A 16,097-nucleotide genomic window follows, 5' to 3' on the forward strand; every position below is an offset into this window, starting at 1 on the left:
AAAAAAAGAGCATCCGTCTAAACAAATGCTCTTCAAAAATGTATTATAAAAATCTTTTAAATATGCAACGCTCGGTTATCAGTTGCGGCAAGTGCCGCTTCTTTGATCGCTTCCGAGAAAGTCGGGTGACCATGACAAATACGGGAAATATCTTCTGCAGATGCACGGAACTCCATTGCAGTAACAGCTTCCATGATCATATCCGCTGCACGTGCAGCAATCATATGAACACCTAATACCTCATCCGTTTTAGCATCTGCCAATACTTTCACAAATCCTGCGATATCCATTGATGCGCGAGCTCTTCCAAGAGCTTTCATCGGGAACGAACCCGCTTTGTATTCTACGCCCGCAGCCTTCAGTTCTTCCTCTGTTTTACCAACCGAAGCAATCTCCGGCCAGGTGTAAACAACTCCCGGGATCAGGTTGTAATTGATATGCGGTTTTTGTCCAGCCAATTGCTCAGCAACAACAACTCCTTCTTCCTCTGCTTTATGAGCTAACATTGCTCCACGAACTACGTCACCAATGGCGTAAATATTCGGAACTGCCGTTTGCAGATGATCGTTCACATCAATCTGACCGCGGTTATTTGCTGTCAAACCGATATTTTCCAATCCTAAGCCTTCCGTATATGCCTTGCGACCAACTGCAACCAAACAATAGTCGGCTTCCAGGATTACTTCTTCATTCTTTTTGTTCAAAGCAGTCAATTTCACTCCGTTTCCGGTGTTTTCGACTTTTTGAACCTTATGTTCCAAATGGAATTTAAATCCTTCTTTTTTCAAAATCTTCGTCAACTCTTTTCCTAAAGAAAAATCCATTGTAGGAAGAATGTTCGGTGCGAACTCCACCACTTCGATCTCCGATCCCAAACGGGCGTAAACCGATCCTAATTCCAAACCGATAACACCACCTCCGATAACGATCATCTTTTTAGGGATTTCTGTCATCTTCAACGCTTCGGTTGAAGTAATGATGCGTTTCTTATCCGGTTCCATTCCAGGGAAGAAATTTGGTTTTGAACCGGTTGCAATAATGATGTTTTTTGCCGTAATGTTCGTGCTGTTTCCCTTGTCGTCTTTGATTGCAATCGTAGTTTTATCTACAAATGAACCTACTCCCTGGTAAACCGTTACCTTGTTTTTGTCCATCAAAAATTTGATCCCGTTGCAGGTTTGTGTAACCACATCCTCTTTACGAGCGATCATTTGAGTAATGTCAGCCTCTACATTATCTACTTTGATTCCATGAGTTGCAAAATTGTGCTTCGCATTGAAAAAGTGTTCTGAAGAATCCAGCAAAGCTTTTGAAGGAATGCATCCCACGTTCAAACATGTTCCTCCAAGCGTAGGGTATTTTTCGATCAAAGCAGTATTCAATCCTAATTGTGCACAGCGAAGAGCAGCTACATATCCACCAGGACCTGAACCGATTATCGCAACATCAAACGTACTCATAGTTTCAATTTCTAAAATGTGGGCTAAAGGTAAGTATTAATTGAAAATTGAGAATTGAAAAGTGAAAAGAATGTGTTATAAAGAGATTGATGTAGGAATGAGAGAATGGCTGTTTTTTGATCCAAGGAGAACTAGAAAACATAAGCCACACCGGTGGTCAAATTTTCTCCGGTACAGGAATTTATGTCAAAAATACCTAATGTTGCACCCGCAAAAGCATTCAGCCCCAGATTAAACGCCCAGTGTTCGGCAAATTTATACTCAACGGATACGGCTGCATGAATCCCCAAATAGAAACCTTCATAAGAGTTTTTTCTTTCCCATCCCTTCACTAGAGTAGTCCCATCTTCCTTTTTCATTACACTATGCTCCTTAAATGAATACAAATAGCTGAATCTTGGTCCTGCACCAGCGTACACGGAAAATTTAGGTTTATTAATGATCCGAAACTCGGGCCGGAACATAACTGCTACTCCTTCCACCCGACTATCCGTAATGATATATCCCTTGTAATCTCTTTTATACCAATCATAAGTCATCCCTACAGAATAGCCAAAACGCAGGAGGCCGTTCGCAACGGAATGTTTCGCCGTTAGCCCGGCTTCCAAACCAAACCTGTTTTTAAAATTATCCTCGTTGAATGAGAAATCTCTTATTCCCGGGTTAATGAAAGCACCCAGTTGTGGACTCGAATCGTATTGGCTAATTCCCAAAAGCGGAATAAATAAGGTAATCGCAAGAATAAATTTCATAGTTGTCAATTTTCTGTTCTCAAAACTACCTGCTAAGAGAAGAATCAGAAAACGGAAAAATGCGTTTGTAAAATAGGTATTGCGAAAACCCGTACTATAATAGAATGGGAGAGGATAGAATGTGCTAAAAAGAGATAAGTGTAGGAATGAGAGATTTGTGATACCCGCAGAATTCTTTCTGAATATATTATGCTTATTGTATCGAAACTATATAGATACTCCTACTTTCAAGTATGGGTTAAGTATAGATACCCCACCTTGAGACGTAGCGACTGTAAAGTCCGCTACTGTCTCCTTTTACACTGCGAAACTTTAGTGAAGCAGTGTTTACGTTTAACCTACGAAGTCGACGACGAAGTAGGTTTCGCATTCGAAGCTCGAAAGAGTGCTGAAATCCTTGATCCTAGCGTCAATGGAAGTAAGCTTTTTGGAAATTATTCAACAGTGAAATCGAATGAAATCTACTACAGTTACAAATCGAAAATATGCTTTTCTGCATGGTAGGAAGAACGCACAAGCGGACCGCTTTCTACGAAACGGAAGCCCATTTCCAAACCTAATTCGCGGTACTTATCGAAACGTTCCGGAGTTACGAATTCAACAATCGGTAAATGTTTTGGAGTTGGCTGCAGGTATTGTCCCAATGTCAGGATGTCTACTCCGACAGCTCTCAAATCTTCCATTGTTTCGATCACTTCTTCGTCTGTTTCTCCCAAACCGAGCATTACTCCTGATTTGGTTCTCATCCCTCCTTTTTTCAGGCGGAACAATACTTCCAAACTGCGGTCATATTTTGCCTGGATCCGCACTTGTTTTGTCAAACGGCGCACTGTTTCCAGGTTATGCGAAACAATTTCAGGAGCTACATCAATGATTTGCTGTAAGTTTTCCCATTTCCCTGCAAAATCAGGGATCAGGGTTTCCATCGTTGTTCCCGGACTTTGATGACGAACAGCACGAACGGTCTGTACCCAGATTCCCGAACCACCGTCTTTCAGATCATCACGATCCACCGAAGTAATCACCGCGTGCTTGATTCCCATCGTTTTAATGGAATGAGCCACTTTTCCCGGTTCGAATTCATCAATAACATCGGGCTTCCCGGTTTGAACAGCACAAAAACCACACGAACGTGTACAGATATTACCTAAGATCATGAACGTTGCAGTTCCTTCACCCCAACATTCACCCATATTCGGGCAAGAGCCACTTTCGCAAATGGTGTGCAGTTTATGTTCATCAACCAAGGCTCTAACCTTGCGGTAATTCTCCCCGATCGGAAGCTTTACACGTAACCAGCTTGGTTTTTTGATTCGAACGTTATTTTCTGTTGTTGTTATTTCTTCTGACATAGTCGTGCCTTTCCGCTATTCAAAAATAGATTATTCACCATCCGGACGCAAAATTCCGTACCTTTGGCCTTGCTAATTTTGATTTTACAAAAGTACAAAGAAGCATTCAATTTAATTGAAAATTCAAAATGCAAAATGCAAAAGTCTTAATCCAAGGAATGGCTTAAACTTTTGACCCTTTGAACTTTTGAAACTATTAAACAAAGAAGTTATGGCAACATCAACAGTAAAATACCTGGGGGGATTGAGAACCGAATGTACTCATCTTCAATCGGGAACAGTCATTCATACGGACGCACCAACAGACAACCATGGAAAGGGAGAGAAATTCTCTCCAACTGATTTGGTTGCAACTGCGTACGCTTCCTGCATGATCAGCATCATTGGAATTTACTGTAATGAACACGGACACAACTACGAAAACGGTTCCGCAACCGTAACAAAAATCATGGCTTCCTCTCCACGAAGAATTGGAAAAATAGTGATCGAAATGGACTTGCGGAACAATGGCTGGGACGAAACCACCATTGAAAAAGTAAAGCGCGCTGCACTGGCTTGCCCGGTAGCGAAATCAGTTAGTGAAGATATCGAACTTGAAATCACATTCAATGTATAATAAGAAAAACGACCGCGAAGAAAGAGGCGGAGGATTTAACAAAGACCAACGATCTTTTGAACGCAAACCAAAAGAAGATCCATCAGACATTATCTATGGAATCCGTGTAGTGATCGAAGCGATCAAGAACGAGGTTGAAATCAATAAGATCCTGATCCAAAAAGGAATTGACAAAGACTTGTTCGAGGAGTTGAGAACAGCACTAACCGGTAAAGAATACCAATTACAGTTTGTTCCGGTTGAGAAACTAAACAAATTAACGGCAAACAATCACCAGGGAGTCATTGCATTTACTTCTCCGGTTGAATATAAGAATATCGAAGAATTGTGTGATCAGTGGCTTTCCGAAGGAAAAGAACCATGCATTTTGGTCCTGGACCGCATTACGGATGTCCGGAACTTTGGTGGAATTGCCCGCACAGCTGCCTGTATGGGTGTTGATGCTATTTTGGTTCCTTCAAAAGGAAGTGCATTGGTTTCCGCAGATGCAATCAAGACTTCCGCAGGGGCTTTACACAGTATTCCTGTTTGTAAAACAGATTTATTGAAAAACAGTTTGTTCTATTTACAGCAGAGCGGTTTTCAAATCGTTTCCTGTACTGAAAAATCAAAGGTTTCGGTTGAAAACTATTCCTTCTTTGGTCCTACGGCAATTATTCTTGGCTCGGAAGAAGACGGTATTTCTCATGATTTATTGAAAATGTCAGATGTGCGTTTGAGCATCCCGATGGCCGGAGATATTTCTTCACTGAACGTTGGTGTGGCAACCGGAATGATCTTATATGAACGTTTGAAGCAGGTAAAGGCTGCTAAATAAAATTCCAAATCCACTTTCCTTATTTAATATGACAAAATCAACCTATCCCCACTACATTCTGACGGTATTTTTTGTAATTCTGTCCGGAGTAATTCATGCCCAAAGTTTATCATTGGACTGGGTCAAATCGAATATGACTACCCCGAATGGTAGTATATGGCCTTCCCAAATTGTTTTTGATCGTGAAGGAAACATTCTGGTGACAGGTATATTTCAAGGATCTGTCGATTTTGGTTTTGGTGTAGACACTACCATTCTCACCAGCAATGGTAGCTCCTTCAGCAATAGTAATTCCGATGGTTTTGTATTAAAACTCACTTCTCTAGGTATCCCGCTTTGGGCAAAATCAATTGGAGGAGCTAATAATGATGGGGGTTCATCTATTCTAACAGATACTTCCAACTCGATATATGTAACAGGTATATTCAGGGATAGTGTTGATTTTAACCCAGGAGGGAATCCAGAAATTCATATCGGTCATCCATATGGCAATGCCTACATTCTAAAATTAACAGAGGATGGAGATTTTGAATGGGTAAAAACATCCAGTCCGGGTATTCTTTCAATTAACAAGGTCAAAATCTCAGAAGATAATCACTTTTACCTGACAGGTTCATACCAGGACTCCGTTGATGTTGATTTTGGAATAAATATTCAACCGATGTACTCCAACTACGCCACTGCATTCCTGGGGAAATACGATCTTGATTTTAACCTCATCTGGCTGGATACAGTCACTAACAGTTTTTACGAATACGCATCAGACCTTTTCATCGACTCGAATGAAAATGTGGTTTATTCTACTGTAAAACAGTATGGAACTATTATAAGATTGCTCGACAGCAATGGTTTGGGTGTTTGGGCAAAACAGCTTACGGGAGAAGTTAAAGCATCGGGAATCGATCGGGACCAGTCAGGTAATATCCTGTTATGCGGCACTTTCGAAGGTAATGTGGATTTCGATCCAGGACAGGGAGTCCATATTTTCCCTTATTACTACGGCGAAAACGGCTTTGTACTGAAATTGGATGGTAATGGTGGCTTTGTTTGGGCAGCAAACGTATCAAGCGGAGGAACAAATCGATGTGCAGGTCTTATAACAGACTCTTTAAACAATGTCTACATCAGCGGAACCTATCAGGGTGATGTGGATTTCGACCCAAAAATGACTTCTAATTGGATCCCTCCGGTTACTCTTAACTATCTCCCGGATATATTTATCTGGAAACTTGATTCACTTGGAAATCTGATGACCGTAAAAACATTCGGCGGAAGCGATTCTGATTTCCCTGTAAACCCTCTGATCGATTCAACAGGTAGTATTTACAACTTCGGGTATTATTCAGGTTTTTCAAATGATTTTTCCCCAGGAAGTACTGTTATCTCTTTCACAAACCTTGGTGGATTAAACGCCTGTTATCTGATAAAATTTAATGAATGTGAAACCATTATTGGCCATATAGACAGTCTGAACGTATGTGATAGTTTACAATGGGTGAATGGAGTTACTTATTACAGCAATTCAACCAATTCAGGAACATATAATTTCATTTCTTCAACAAACAATGGCTGTGACAGTATTGTTGGGCTGTATTTAAACGTAAGGTATTCCACAATAAATGCCGATTCTGTATTTTCCTGCAACCCTTACACCTGGATTAATGGAATTACGTATAATTATTCCACACAAACTCCTGTTTATGTAATTCAAAATTCAGAAGGTTGTGACTCTTCTAATTTCCTCCATTTGGAAGTGGAATACATTCCTTTGGGATTAATGCATTCTGTCACAGACAACACGATAACAACAAATGCATCTGGGTTGTCCTACCGATGGTTAAATTGCAATAATGGTATGAGCGTAATCCCGAATCAAACTTCTCAATCCTTTACTCCAACTGCCAATGGAAGCTACGCGGCAGAAATCACCAAAAACGGATGCATCGATACAACTGACTGTATGCTAATTACTACAGTTGGGCTAGCTGAAAATGCTGCACCTGGAGTCCTACTTTATCCAAATCCTACTAAAGGTTCCTTCACCCTTCAATTTGAGCAAAACCAGCATTATGCGGAAATAAATCTATTCTCAATAACAGGGCAATTAACTGAATCTCGTAAAATACGCGATAAGGACAGTGTATCTTTCGAAGTGAACTTTCCAAATGGGATTTATTTCATTGAAATACTGAATCAAAGCAATGAAAAAACAGTTCTCAAATTGATAAAAGACTAATTTAGCCATGACAACAAAAGCTTAATAGAGTAAAGACCGCTAAATATTCTTTACATTTTAGGCCTCATTATAAACTAATATTTAATGAAAACCATCGAAGATCTAAAGGTTGAAAAGACGACCTACAAAAACGAAAAAGACGAAAACGGAAATACAGTCAAAGTTCCTGTAACAAAAATGGTTGTGCGAACTCCTGAGATTGTGGAAAAAGGTCCGCGCTTTGGTTATTACTTGATCGACCTTGTCTTTGTTTATATTTTAGCCTTCCTTATCGGGATTATTTCTGCCTTTGCAGGAGTATTTGAAATATGGGAAGATCCATTAATGTCCCGCTTATTGGGAGCATTAATCTTGGTTGGCTACTATTTCATCCTGGAGGTCAGTATTGGAACCACCTTGGGAAAATTAATGCTCGGTTATACAGTTATCGATAAATACGCCGAAAAACCAAAAGCAGGTGCTCTTTTAGGAAGAAGTTTCGCTCGCGCAGTTCCTTTTGAAGCGTTTTCCTGTTTTTCTGAAAGGGGGTGGCACGATAAGTGGTCAAATACGTATGTGGTAAAGAATTCAGAAAAAAGAGAACTTCAAAAATTACTTGGAACTTTCACCAGCTCCAAAGAAGATATTTTGGATTAAAAAGACATTTGGATTTTAAGACCCTAACACAAAATAACTAAAAAGCCTTCCGGATTACTCCGGAAGGCTTTCGTTTTTAAAATCGAACTACAAATTCGTTCCCCCGGAAACCTCAATTCGCTGACCGTTAATCCAGCGCGATTCATCCGTACAAAGAAACGCAACTACGTCGCCAATATCATCCGGTAAACCAACCCGACCCAAAGGCGTTCCATCAGCAATCATTTTATTGAAATCTGCATTATCCCTTACTGCTCCACCTCCAAAATCGGTTTCAATGGCGCCAGGTGCAACACAATTCACGCGGATCTTACGAGCCCCCAGTTCACTTGCCTGGTATCTTGTGTATTGTTCGATTGCTGCTTTTAACGACCCGTAAACTGCATAGCCCGGTGCGGTAAATCGCGCCAAACCACTTGAGATATTTATGATCCCGCCACCATCATTCATGATTGGAAGTACTTCCTGAGTAAGGAATACCGGAGCTTTAAAGTGAATATCGGAAAGCGATTCAAAAACGGATAATTCGGTCGCTCCAACCGGAGTCATTAATCCTATTCCTGCATTGTTTATCAGAAAATCCAGTTTGTCCGAACCAAACTTATCTGCAATTGCGGTCCGTAAATCTGCTCCGAACTGTTTGAAAGTATCCGCTTTACTCACATCCAGCTGAAGAGCCAATACATCAACTCCTTTTGCCTGAACTTCGGCAACTACTTTATCTGCCTCTGTCTTATTCGTGTGGTAAGTAATAATAACATTGATCCCTTTGTCTGCTAATTTGTTTGCCATGCTTCTTCCAAGACCACGGCTTCCTCCTGTTACGAGTGCTAATTTGTTTGTTTTCATGTGATTTAATTTGATGGAACAAAGGTACCTGCTGAAAGTGCAGTTGCGTTTGCGCGAAGCAATCCAACTGTTGCGAAAATCAAAGAATAATTATCAATTATAAATAACAAAATTATTGAGGGGATATCAGATGTAAAAAGAATCCCCTTGATAATTGATAATTAGACCATTTATAATTCAGTTACGATCTGAAGGAATTTGGAGTCAATTGAGTATGTTTCCGGAAGAAATTAGAGAAATGAGCCACTTCCTCGAATCCCAGGCAATAAGCAATTTCAGAAACCGTCCAGTTGGTTTGTTTCAATAAGATCTTAGCTTCCTGAGTAATTCGGTTTCCGATAACTTCTGTTGTGGTTCTGCCGGTATTTTCTTTCAGGACTTTATTGAGATGATTCACATGAACCGATAAGCGGTCCGCATAATCTTTTGCCGTTCGCAAACCAATACGCTGACGATTGGATTCAATAGGAAATTGTCTTTCCAATAGCTCCACAAACATCGAACTTACCCGCTCGGAAGCAGAATGTTTTGGATACAATACAGAAGCCGGCTGTAATTTTTGTCCGAGGTGGATCAGTTCCATCACGTAATTGCGAATCAAGTCATATTTATAAGTGTAATCCGATGACAGCTCTTTCTTCATTTTAGAAAACAATGTTCTCAAATACTGGTATTCATTCTCCCTTAATTCAAAAACAGGGATACTTCCCGGGCTGAAGATCGGCAATTCATCCAGGATAAATCCGGTATTGGATCGTGTAATAAAATCCGGGCTGAATACACAAAACACAGCACTGTGATCCTCATTTTCAGAAGTGTAGTTATAAGGGACTTTGGGTGTAGCGAAAAGCAAAGCATACTTCTCAATATCAATGACTTTATCTGCATACTCGGCTTTACTTTTCCCTTTGATAAGGCTAATTTTGTAATACAAACGCCGGTTATAAGGCATTTTCCCTTTTTGCCCCTTGTATTGCGCAAGCAACTCGTCGGTATCAAAGACATTAAAATGACCCAGTTCTTTGCCAATTTCTTCCGGAACTAAAGAAGATCCGTTACAGATTGACCGATAAAACTCTTCTAAGGTGAGAAAATCCATGTATTACTGAATTGCAAAAATCAAATATACAGAGATTAATTATCAATTAGCAATGCCAAATTATCAAGAGGATTTTGCTTCCCTAATAGAATCCCTCTTGATAATTGATAATTAAACCATTGCTAATTTTTACTCAGCATCAATTCCCGGATATCTCTCACCGGAGCACTTCCGTAACTCAGGAATTTCTCGTGGAATGTTTTCAGGCTGAAATTTTTCCCTTGTTTCTTCATTAACTCCTTCCGCAGGCTGCATATTTCGGTAAAGCCCGTATAATAGCTACATAACTGCACCTGGGTCAATGTTGCTCTTTTCCACTTTCCTTCGGCTTCAGCCTGTTGCTGGTAGGCCTCATTCACGAGTAAATTCATTGCTTGCTCTTTGCTGAAACCAAGATTATGAACCGAATAGTCCAAAATGGTATTGCACGTGGTTCTTAGGTTCCACTTATAGTACATCAACCACATTTCCGGACTGTTTTTATAACCATTTTCCAGCATCATCAGTTCGGTGTAAACAGCCCAGCCTTCTACCATTGCACCATTTCCAAAAATGGATTTAATGATACTCGGTGAATTATTGCTGTAAACCAATTGTGTGTAATGTCCGGGAACTGCCTCGTGAATATTCAGGATTTGCAATACATAATCATTGTACTCCCGCAAATAACTCTCAGATCTTTCGGTTGGCCAACCATTTAAACTTCCCACATTGTAATACGTGTTTCCCCCTTTATCGTAAGGACCAGGAGCAGAAATAGATGCACCAGCAACTCCTGCCATGTAATCCGGTTCGCGACGAACAACCAGTGGTTTTTTCGGATCCAGGTAGATCAGATTCTTTTGCTTTACAAATTTTTCCAGTTCCGGAATTTGCTTTTCAATATCCTTCTGGAAATTATCCGGCTGTGTATGCTGCAATGAAATCTGATCGATCAGTTGTTTCACTAACTCGTATTCATTTTCGGGCATTGCTTTGCTTCCCATGTGTTTATTCCAAATCTGGCGGGAAATCTTCACCATTTTTTGATGTAATTCCTTTTTGTGGATCAATGCGCTTTGGTAAATCTCTTTTGCAGAATTGTCCGACTGAATATCAAATCCGAACTTTTTTGCGTAAAGCTTACTTCCGATTCTAAAACTTCGGGGATTCGGGTTTGGAAGTTTCTCCAGCCAGGAAGCATACTCTTCAATAGCATTTTGAGCAGCTTTGCTTCTTGCCAACAAAACATTTTTTTCTTTCGTACTCAATGTGCTTTTTTCCAGGCTAGCAGGTAAGTCAGCGGTGAAGACAGATAATCCTCCCCTGTTTTGCTCAATAGCCAATTGTGTATGTTCCTTCGTTGGATTTTTAATATTTGCTTTTGCAGCTTTGTAATAAGCCGGGACATTTTTTAAACGGATAGAGAAGTTTCTCAACCGTTCATCCAAGGGCGCATAATTATTTGCCAGCATTTCAGCAAAACCACCGCATATGTTATAATTAGACGGATTCCATTCACCCGATTTGAAAAAGGCCAATTCCCAGGCCGAAGCATCCAGGTAGTTTTTGATCAATTTATAATCTATTTGATTTGCATCCGCCAGTTCCTCCGATTCAAATTGATTCAGTTGGTCCAGTTCTTTTTGAATGAATTCACGCTCCTTACTTTGGCGTTCTTTATCAGGTACAACCAAAACAGAATCATATTTGTGATAGCCACTTCCGCTCGCCCATCCCGGGTTCATTTCCCATAAACGAAGTACGAATGCTTCTTTGTATTTATCAAACTCTGCATCCGCGTTCACATTACTTTTCGGACAAGCAGTCAGAAGTCCAAGGATTGCAAATAAGAATGCACCATAAACATAAACGATCCGTTTTTTCATCTTGATATTTTACACCAAGGTAATGATTTTTAGACATCTCCCGCAGAGGAATACGGATTCACCTACGGTGAACACAGATGAACCATCATTGGGTAATCTTGGAAAACACATCTTCTACGTTCTTCTGTGCCCGTCTGTGGGAGAAAAGAACGTTACCAAATTTATTAAGAACTAAGCCTCAACCGCTCCTTTGCTTGCCATGCGATAGGTATGAGCAGAAAAGATGTGTCTTCTTGCAAAACGCTCGGGAGTTGCTGATTGTGTCAGTTTTTTATAAATGTTATTCGGAACACCAAAATATTCAAATACCTGTCCGTTCAGGAAAGTCACTTTCAAGGTCAATCCTTTGTAATGGAAATCTGCAATCATGGAAGTGTTGATCGTATCGAGGTATTCTTCCATGTTCTGCTCCAGGGTCTCCGGTGCAATACTTACCAGGAAATGATAAGCGTCAATAATTTCCAGACTGCGTTTTTCCGCTTCTGATTTCAAAGGATCTTCTTCCTGGAATTTATCCGGATGCCACTCTTTTACCAATTTGCGGTAAGTTGTTTTTAACTGAGCCAGGCTAATTTCCTCTTCTACTTGGAAAAGTTTTTTGTATGATGCAATACGTTTCATGCTTCTTTTTATAGATTTTAAGACTATAGGACTTCAGTATGTTAGGACTGAAATTCCGGTCTGTTATTTTGATTTGAACTCAATTTTGCTTGAATCAAACCTGAATTGTTTTATTGTTTTATGAGATGGAATTAGATTGAATTCAGGTCGAGGCCTTCTGTTTCTTCAAACGGAACCTGTTTTCCCATTTTCTTTTGAATAATTTTAAAATGATGTTCGTCTTCCGGAGTAACAAATGTGAGTGCTTCTCCTGTTGACTCAGCTCTTCCCGTACGACCTATGCGATGAACATAATCTTTTGGAGAACGGGGTAATTCGTAATTGATCACGAAGGGTAAAAATTCAATATCGATTCCACGAGAGATCAAATCTGTAGCAACCAATACTTTCAGGTGTCCGGCTTTAAAATTCCGAAGGACTTTATTTCGGGCATCCTGACTTTTCTTGCTGTGAATTGCCTGTGCGTCGATGTTGTTTTTACGCAATTTTTCCACTACCTGATCGGCTTTAAAAGTCGAACTTGTAAAGACCAAAACTTGTTTCATTTTGCGGGAACGAATCAAATAACGCAGCAAAGGCCCTTTTCGTTCATCTGAAACACGGAAAGCTGTTTGTTGAATTAAGTCAACAGAATCTTCCTCGTTTTCAATCTTGAGTACGATCGGATCATGCAATAAAATCTGTTTTATCTCCGAAACTTTGTCGTTCAGGGTTGCTGAGAATAATAAGTTCTGACGTTTCTTTGGCAACAAACTGATAATCTGCTGCATTTCCTCCTGGAAACCCAAATTCAATAATTTGTCCGCTTCATCTAAAACAACTGACCTCACAGAACTTAAGTGAACAGCATTTGATGCCGCCAATTCGATCAAACGACCAGGAGTTGCAATCAAAACAGAAACACCCATCATGGCTTTCATTTGCGGATTGATGGAAACACCACCGTAAACAGCTTTGATTTTCAAGGGCTCCGGATATGAGCGTGCAAATAGCTTGAACACTTCCTCCACCTGGATAGCCAGTTCGCGAGTCGGAACCAGGATCAATGATTGAATGTGCCTGTTCTTTCCTTTTTCAGCTTTGGAAAGCTGTGTTAAAATGGGAAGTACATAACTGGCCGTCTTTCCCGAACCAGTAGGCGCAATTCCCAACACATCTTTTCCAGTCAGAATTGCCGGAACGGCCAAATCCTGAATAGGAGTAGGCTTCTCGTAATTCATTTCGGTCAAAGCTTGAAGTAAAAAAGGCGATAAGCCGAAAGAAGAAAAAGACATCCAGATTTATTTGAGGGTGCAAAGATAGGGAAATTAGATGTTAAGATGCTAAGACTTCAGGATTTAAGATTTAAGGGTGTCAGGATGTTAAGCTATTAGCACAGTAATTTCAGTTCAAGTCACGATTGAAATACAGGATTATTTAGCATCTGTAATACAGAATAAACAATTGTAAATCAGCACTTAAAAACACTTAGTTATTTAGATGCTAAAAGCCAGTAAATTCAAGGGCTGTTCGCAATATCGCGAACTTGCAACCAGAAGGGAAATTTGTTCCTGAAAATCAAGGTCCCCACAATGTACTAAGCGGTACTTGGTTCAGTTTTAATGTCAACACAAATCCATGTCTTGAAATGTATGGATTCTCATAAGCAGTAAGCGGATAACTGTAACGGTAATGCAGGTAAATGAAATTATTGAATGAGACTCCCACTTTCCCTCCTATCCGGAAATCATTCTTATCGTTGTGTTCTACGAAAATGTGAAAATCCGGAGAAGTTTCCTGAACGTTGATCCCCAAATCAATTCGCTGTCCCAAGGCCGAAATGCGATTATAGAACAGACCTGTTATTGTAGCGTCAACTGTATAATTGATCCTTCTTTTACCTATAAAAGGCCGAAAGGATTCTGAAATAAAGTTCGCGCCGATTCCCACACTATGCGCTTTCAGATAGGAATATTCTACATGAACGCCATAACCGGTCCAATTGCTTAGTGTATATTCTTTGATATAATGTCCGCCATTCGGATGTGGAAAGCGGCAATCACACGTCAATACTTCCGGGCTTTCGATCCATCTTCCGCCTAAACGATCTTCCCATTTCCGCACTTCTTTCTGAAAATGCCTTCTGTGAGAAATATCTTCCCGCAAGTAATTCCAGTAAGCACAATAACCACAGCCTTCCTTATCAAAAGGAATACCAAGTAATTGAAAAGTGGGAATATCTGCAATGATTTCCTGCATGGCGGTGTAAGCAATATCTGCAACGGTATAATTCCCTCCAAAATTTGGAACCGGTACAAGCGTTTGGGTGGTATCATCCAACTTATCGATCAGGAACGGAATAATTGACTTTTTCTGTTGTACTATCCTCCAGAAAATCCGGTCGCCGCAACCAGGTTTCTTATCACTCAGGATTGAATCCTCACAGATATACGGCACATTAGCAACAAATTTCAAACTATCTGCCAATACTTTCAATTCCGTAGTTTCGAGTCTTTTCTGAGTTGCTGCATTGAAGGAAACAAATAATATCCCTAAAAGAAAAATATATCTCAAAAAGCTATTTATCTGTTTTCTATTTAGGTTAGCCGGCATCATTCCAGGTTTAATTAGCCACAATCGGCAATAAATTCACTACTTCCGGAATCTCTGAAAGTTCCCGGATCCGGGGAACGTTGCGTTCTTTTTTGAAACGGTGTTCCGGATCGAAATGAATGGCTGTCCAGCCTGCGTTCAGTGCCCCAATAATATCTGCTTTGAAATCATCTCCGATCATGATTGCGTGTTCTGTCTTACAGTTCGTTAAACGTTGAGCTTCCCGGAAAATCTCCCGATGCGGTTTGGTGAATCCAATCTCTTCAGAACACAAAACTGTATTAAAAAAACCGCTGATTCCGCTTTTCTCCAATTTAATGTGCTGTACCTCTTTGAAACCATTCGTGATAATATGTAGCGAGTAATCCTGTGCTCTCAACGATTCCAGCATCTCCATTGCTCCTGGAAAAAGTACCGTTTGCTGCGGTGAAAGATCAATATATCCGTCACTCATTTGCTGAGCAAGCTCATTGTCATGAATTCCATGATGTGCCAGGGTCTTTCGAAAGCGATTGTCGCGTAATTCTTCTTTGGTCAACTTTCCATTTCCATATTGCTGCCACAGATCAGCATTGATGCGAATATAGGTGTGATGAAAATGCATAAAATGCTCAATCGTTTCACCCAATTTCAAATGATCGTATAGATGCTGTAATGCAAAACGTGAATTCGTTTCAAAATCCCAGAGTGTCCTGTCGAGGTCAAAAAACAGCTGACGAACTTTCATTAAAAGAAATTGTATATGATGTAGGAAAGTCCGGTTGTAATAGCTCCGTTGATACAAATTCCAAGCAAAATAAGTGGAAATGTGCGTTTTTCTTTTCCGTAAAACTTAGCCGTAACGATGGAACCAACCGGAACAGATAAAAAGAGTGGTGCATAAAATGCGATCCCGTAAATTCCCAAGCGACGTTTCAGCCTTACAATCAATTTGTTGAAACGGGTGAATTTGGGCTTATACTTTAATGGAGTTCCGTTTGTAATGGATGCATGTAATAAAGCCTTCCGTTTATTATGTGCACGGATCATGAAAAATTCACTTGAGAAATAGAAAATGAATGCCGCCACGAATGCCCCGGAAATACAGGAGAGATAGGTTTCTAAAAAATTCAAGTGCATTGCAGGTCCGCCGAAGGGAGCAAACATGAACTTGATCATCGACAGGGTAAAAAGTGTAAAATAAAAGTGCCACGGCATAA

The 16,097-nt window shown here is 40.2% G+C and carries 15 protein-coding genes; 4 read left to right on the forward strand and 11 right to left on the reverse strand.

The annotated features are described in order from the left end of the window. Positions 1-56: 56 nt before the first annotated feature. The 3 genes from lpdA to lipA all read right to left on the reverse strand — a co-directional run bounded on the left by lpdA (position 57) and on the right by lipA (position 3,564). Positions 57-1,460, reverse strand: coding sequence for a dihydrolipoyl dehydrogenase (lpdA, locus tag K0S23_RS14195; protein WP_300358660.1), 1,404 nt, complete (start codon positions 1,458-1,460; stop codon positions 57-59). Positions 1,461-1,591: 131 nt separating this feature from the next. After that, positions 1,592-2,212, reverse strand: coding sequence for an outer membrane beta-barrel protein (locus tag K0S23_RS14200; RefSeq protein ID WP_300358663.1), 621 nt, complete (start codon positions 2,210-2,212; stop codon positions 1,592-1,594). A 470-nt stretch (positions 2,213-2,682) separates the two neighbouring features. Continuing rightward, a complete protein-coding gene (gene lipA / locus K0S23_RS14205; protein ID WP_300358665.1) occupies positions 2,683-3,564 on the reverse strand; it encodes a lipoyl synthase in 882 nt (293 codons plus the stop codon). Between the two features lie 211 nt (positions 3,565-3,775). Here lipA and K0S23_RS14210 point away from each other — a divergent pair, with 211 nt between their 5' ends. The 4 genes from K0S23_RS14210 (at position 3,776) to K0S23_RS14225 (ending at position 7,869) form a co-directional block, all read left to right on the forward strand. Continuing rightward, entirely contained in the window at positions 3,776-4,180 is a 405-nt protein-coding gene (locus K0S23_RS14210) for an OsmC family protein (RefSeq protein WP_300358667.1), read from the forward strand. Next, complete coding sequence (gene rlmB / locus K0S23_RS14215) at positions 4,173-4,997, forward strand: 23S rRNA (guanosine(2251)-2'-O)-methyltransferase RlmB (protein WP_300358670.1); 825 nt, start codon at positions 4,173-4,175, stop codon at positions 4,995-4,997. Before K0S23_RS14210 ends, rlmB begins: the two co-directional genes overlap by 8 nt. Positions 4,998-5,025: 28 nt before the next feature. Beyond that, positions 5,026-7,233: a T9SS type A sorting domain-containing protein gene (locus tag K0S23_RS14220; RefSeq protein WP_300358673.1), complete on the forward strand. Its 2,208-nt coding sequence runs from the start codon at positions 5,026-5,028 to the stop codon at positions 7,231-7,233. Positions 7,234-7,317: 84 nt separating this feature from the next. After that, on the forward strand, positions 7,318-7,869 hold the full coding sequence (locus K0S23_RS14225) for an RDD family protein (protein WP_300358675.1): 552 nt from the start codon (positions 7,318-7,320) through the stop codon (positions 7,867-7,869). An 87-nt stretch (positions 7,870-7,956) separates the two neighbouring features. On the opposite strand, the gene K0S23_RS14230 is transcribed toward K0S23_RS14225, so the two are convergent. The 8 genes from K0S23_RS14230 to K0S23_RS14265 form a co-directional block, all read right to left on the reverse strand. Further along, positions 7,957-8,718: an SDR family oxidoreductase gene (locus K0S23_RS14230; protein WP_300358678.1), complete on the reverse strand. Its 762-nt coding sequence runs from the start codon at positions 8,716-8,718 to the stop codon at positions 7,957-7,959. A 181-nt stretch (positions 8,719-8,899) separates the two neighbouring features. Then, entirely contained in the window at positions 8,900-9,817 is a 918-nt protein-coding gene (locus K0S23_RS14235; protein ID WP_300358681.1) for an AraC family transcriptional regulator, read from the reverse strand. A 122-nt stretch (positions 9,818-9,939) separates the two neighbouring features. Then, positions 9,940-11,685, reverse strand: a complete 1,746-nt coding sequence (locus tag K0S23_RS14240) for a DUF885 domain-containing protein (protein WP_300358683.1) — start codon at positions 11,683-11,685, stop codon at positions 9,940-9,942. Between the two features lie 171 nt (positions 11,686-11,856). Next, positions 11,857-12,306 (reverse strand): KTSC domain-containing protein, encoded by a 450-nt coding sequence (locus tag K0S23_RS14245; protein WP_300358685.1) that lies wholly within the window; start codon positions 12,304-12,306, stop codon positions 11,857-11,859. Between the two features lie 131 nt (positions 12,307-12,437). Then, positions 12,438-13,526 (reverse strand): DEAD/DEAH box helicase, encoded by a 1,089-nt coding sequence (locus K0S23_RS14250; RefSeq protein ID WP_366944319.1) that lies wholly within the window; start codon positions 13,524-13,526, stop codon positions 12,438-12,440. 337 nt (positions 13,527-13,863) lie between these two features. Further along, positions 13,864-14,859 carry a hypothetical protein gene (locus K0S23_RS14255; protein ID WP_300358691.1) on the reverse strand — a complete coding sequence of 332 codons (996 nt, stop codon included), beginning with the start codon at positions 14,857-14,859 and terminating at the stop codon, positions 13,864-13,866. Positions 14,860-14,908: 49 nt separating this feature from the next. Then, positions 14,909-15,625 carry a YjjG family noncanonical pyrimidine nucleotidase gene (locus K0S23_RS14260; protein WP_300358693.1) on the reverse strand — a complete coding sequence of 239 codons (717 nt, stop codon included), beginning with the start codon at positions 15,623-15,625 and terminating at the stop codon, positions 14,909-14,911. After that, positions 15,625-16,095, reverse strand: coding sequence for a hypothetical protein (locus K0S23_RS14265; RefSeq protein ID WP_300358695.1), 471 nt, complete (start codon positions 16,093-16,095; stop codon positions 15,625-15,627). Before K0S23_RS14265 ends, K0S23_RS14260 begins: the two co-directional genes overlap by 1 nt. Positions 16,096-16,097: the final 2 nt, after the last annotated feature.

This window comes from Fluviicola sp., assembly GCF_029266855.1.
GTDB lineage: Bacteria > Bacteroidota > Bacteroidia > Flavobacteriales_D > Crocinitomicaceae > Fluviicola.

Excerpts from the sequence above, each read along its gene's own strand:
- lpdA (WP_300358660.1), bottom strand. The coding sequence starts at position 1,460 with ATGAGTACGTTTGATGTTGCGATAATCGGTTCAGGTCCTGGTGGATAT.
- K0S23_RS14200 (WP_300358663.1), bottom strand. The coding sequence starts at position 2,212 with ATGAAATTTATTCTTGCGATTACCTTATTTATTCCGCTTTTGGGAATT.
- lipA (WP_300358665.1), bottom strand. The coding sequence starts at position 3,564 with ATGTCAGAAGAAATAACAACAACAGAAAATAACGTTCGAATCAAAAAA.
- K0S23_RS14210 (WP_300358667.1), top strand. The coding sequence starts at position 3,776 with ATGGCAACATCAACAGTAAAATACCTGGGGGGATTGAGAACCGAATGT.
- rlmB (WP_300358670.1), top strand. The coding sequence starts at position 4,173 with ATGTATAATAAGAAAAACGACCGCGAAGAAAGAGGCGGAGGATTTAAC.
- K0S23_RS14220 (WP_300358673.1), top strand. The coding sequence starts at position 5,026 with ATGACAAAATCAACCTATCCCCACTACATTCTGACGGTATTTTTTGTA.
- K0S23_RS14225 (WP_300358675.1), top strand. The coding sequence starts at position 7,318 with ATGAAAACCATCGAAGATCTAAAGGTTGAAAAGACGACCTACAAAAAC.
- K0S23_RS14230 (WP_300358678.1), bottom strand. The coding sequence starts at position 8,718 with ATGAAAACAAACAAATTAGCACTCGTAACAGGAGGAAGCCGTGGTCTT.
- K0S23_RS14235 (WP_300358681.1), bottom strand. The coding sequence starts at position 9,817 with ATGGATTTTCTCACCTTAGAAGAGTTTTATCGGTCAATCTGTAACGGA.
- K0S23_RS14240 (WP_300358683.1), bottom strand. The coding sequence starts at position 11,685 with ATGAAAAAACGGATCGTTTATGTTTATGGTGCATTCTTATTTGCAATC.
- K0S23_RS14245 (WP_300358685.1), bottom strand. The coding sequence starts at position 12,306 with ATGAAACGTATTGCATCATACAAAAAACTTTTCCAAGTAGAAGAGGAA.
- K0S23_RS14250 (WP_366944319.1), bottom strand. The coding sequence starts at position 13,526 with ATGAATTACGAGAAGCCTACTCCTATTCAGGATTTGGCCGTTCCGGCA.
- K0S23_RS14260 (WP_300358693.1), bottom strand. The coding sequence starts at position 15,625 with ATGAAAGTTCGTCAGCTGTTTTTTGACCTCGACAGGACACTCTGGGAT.
- K0S23_RS14265 (WP_300358695.1), bottom strand. The coding sequence starts at position 16,095 with ATGCCGTGGCACTTTTATTTTACACTTTTTACCCTGTCGATGATCAAG.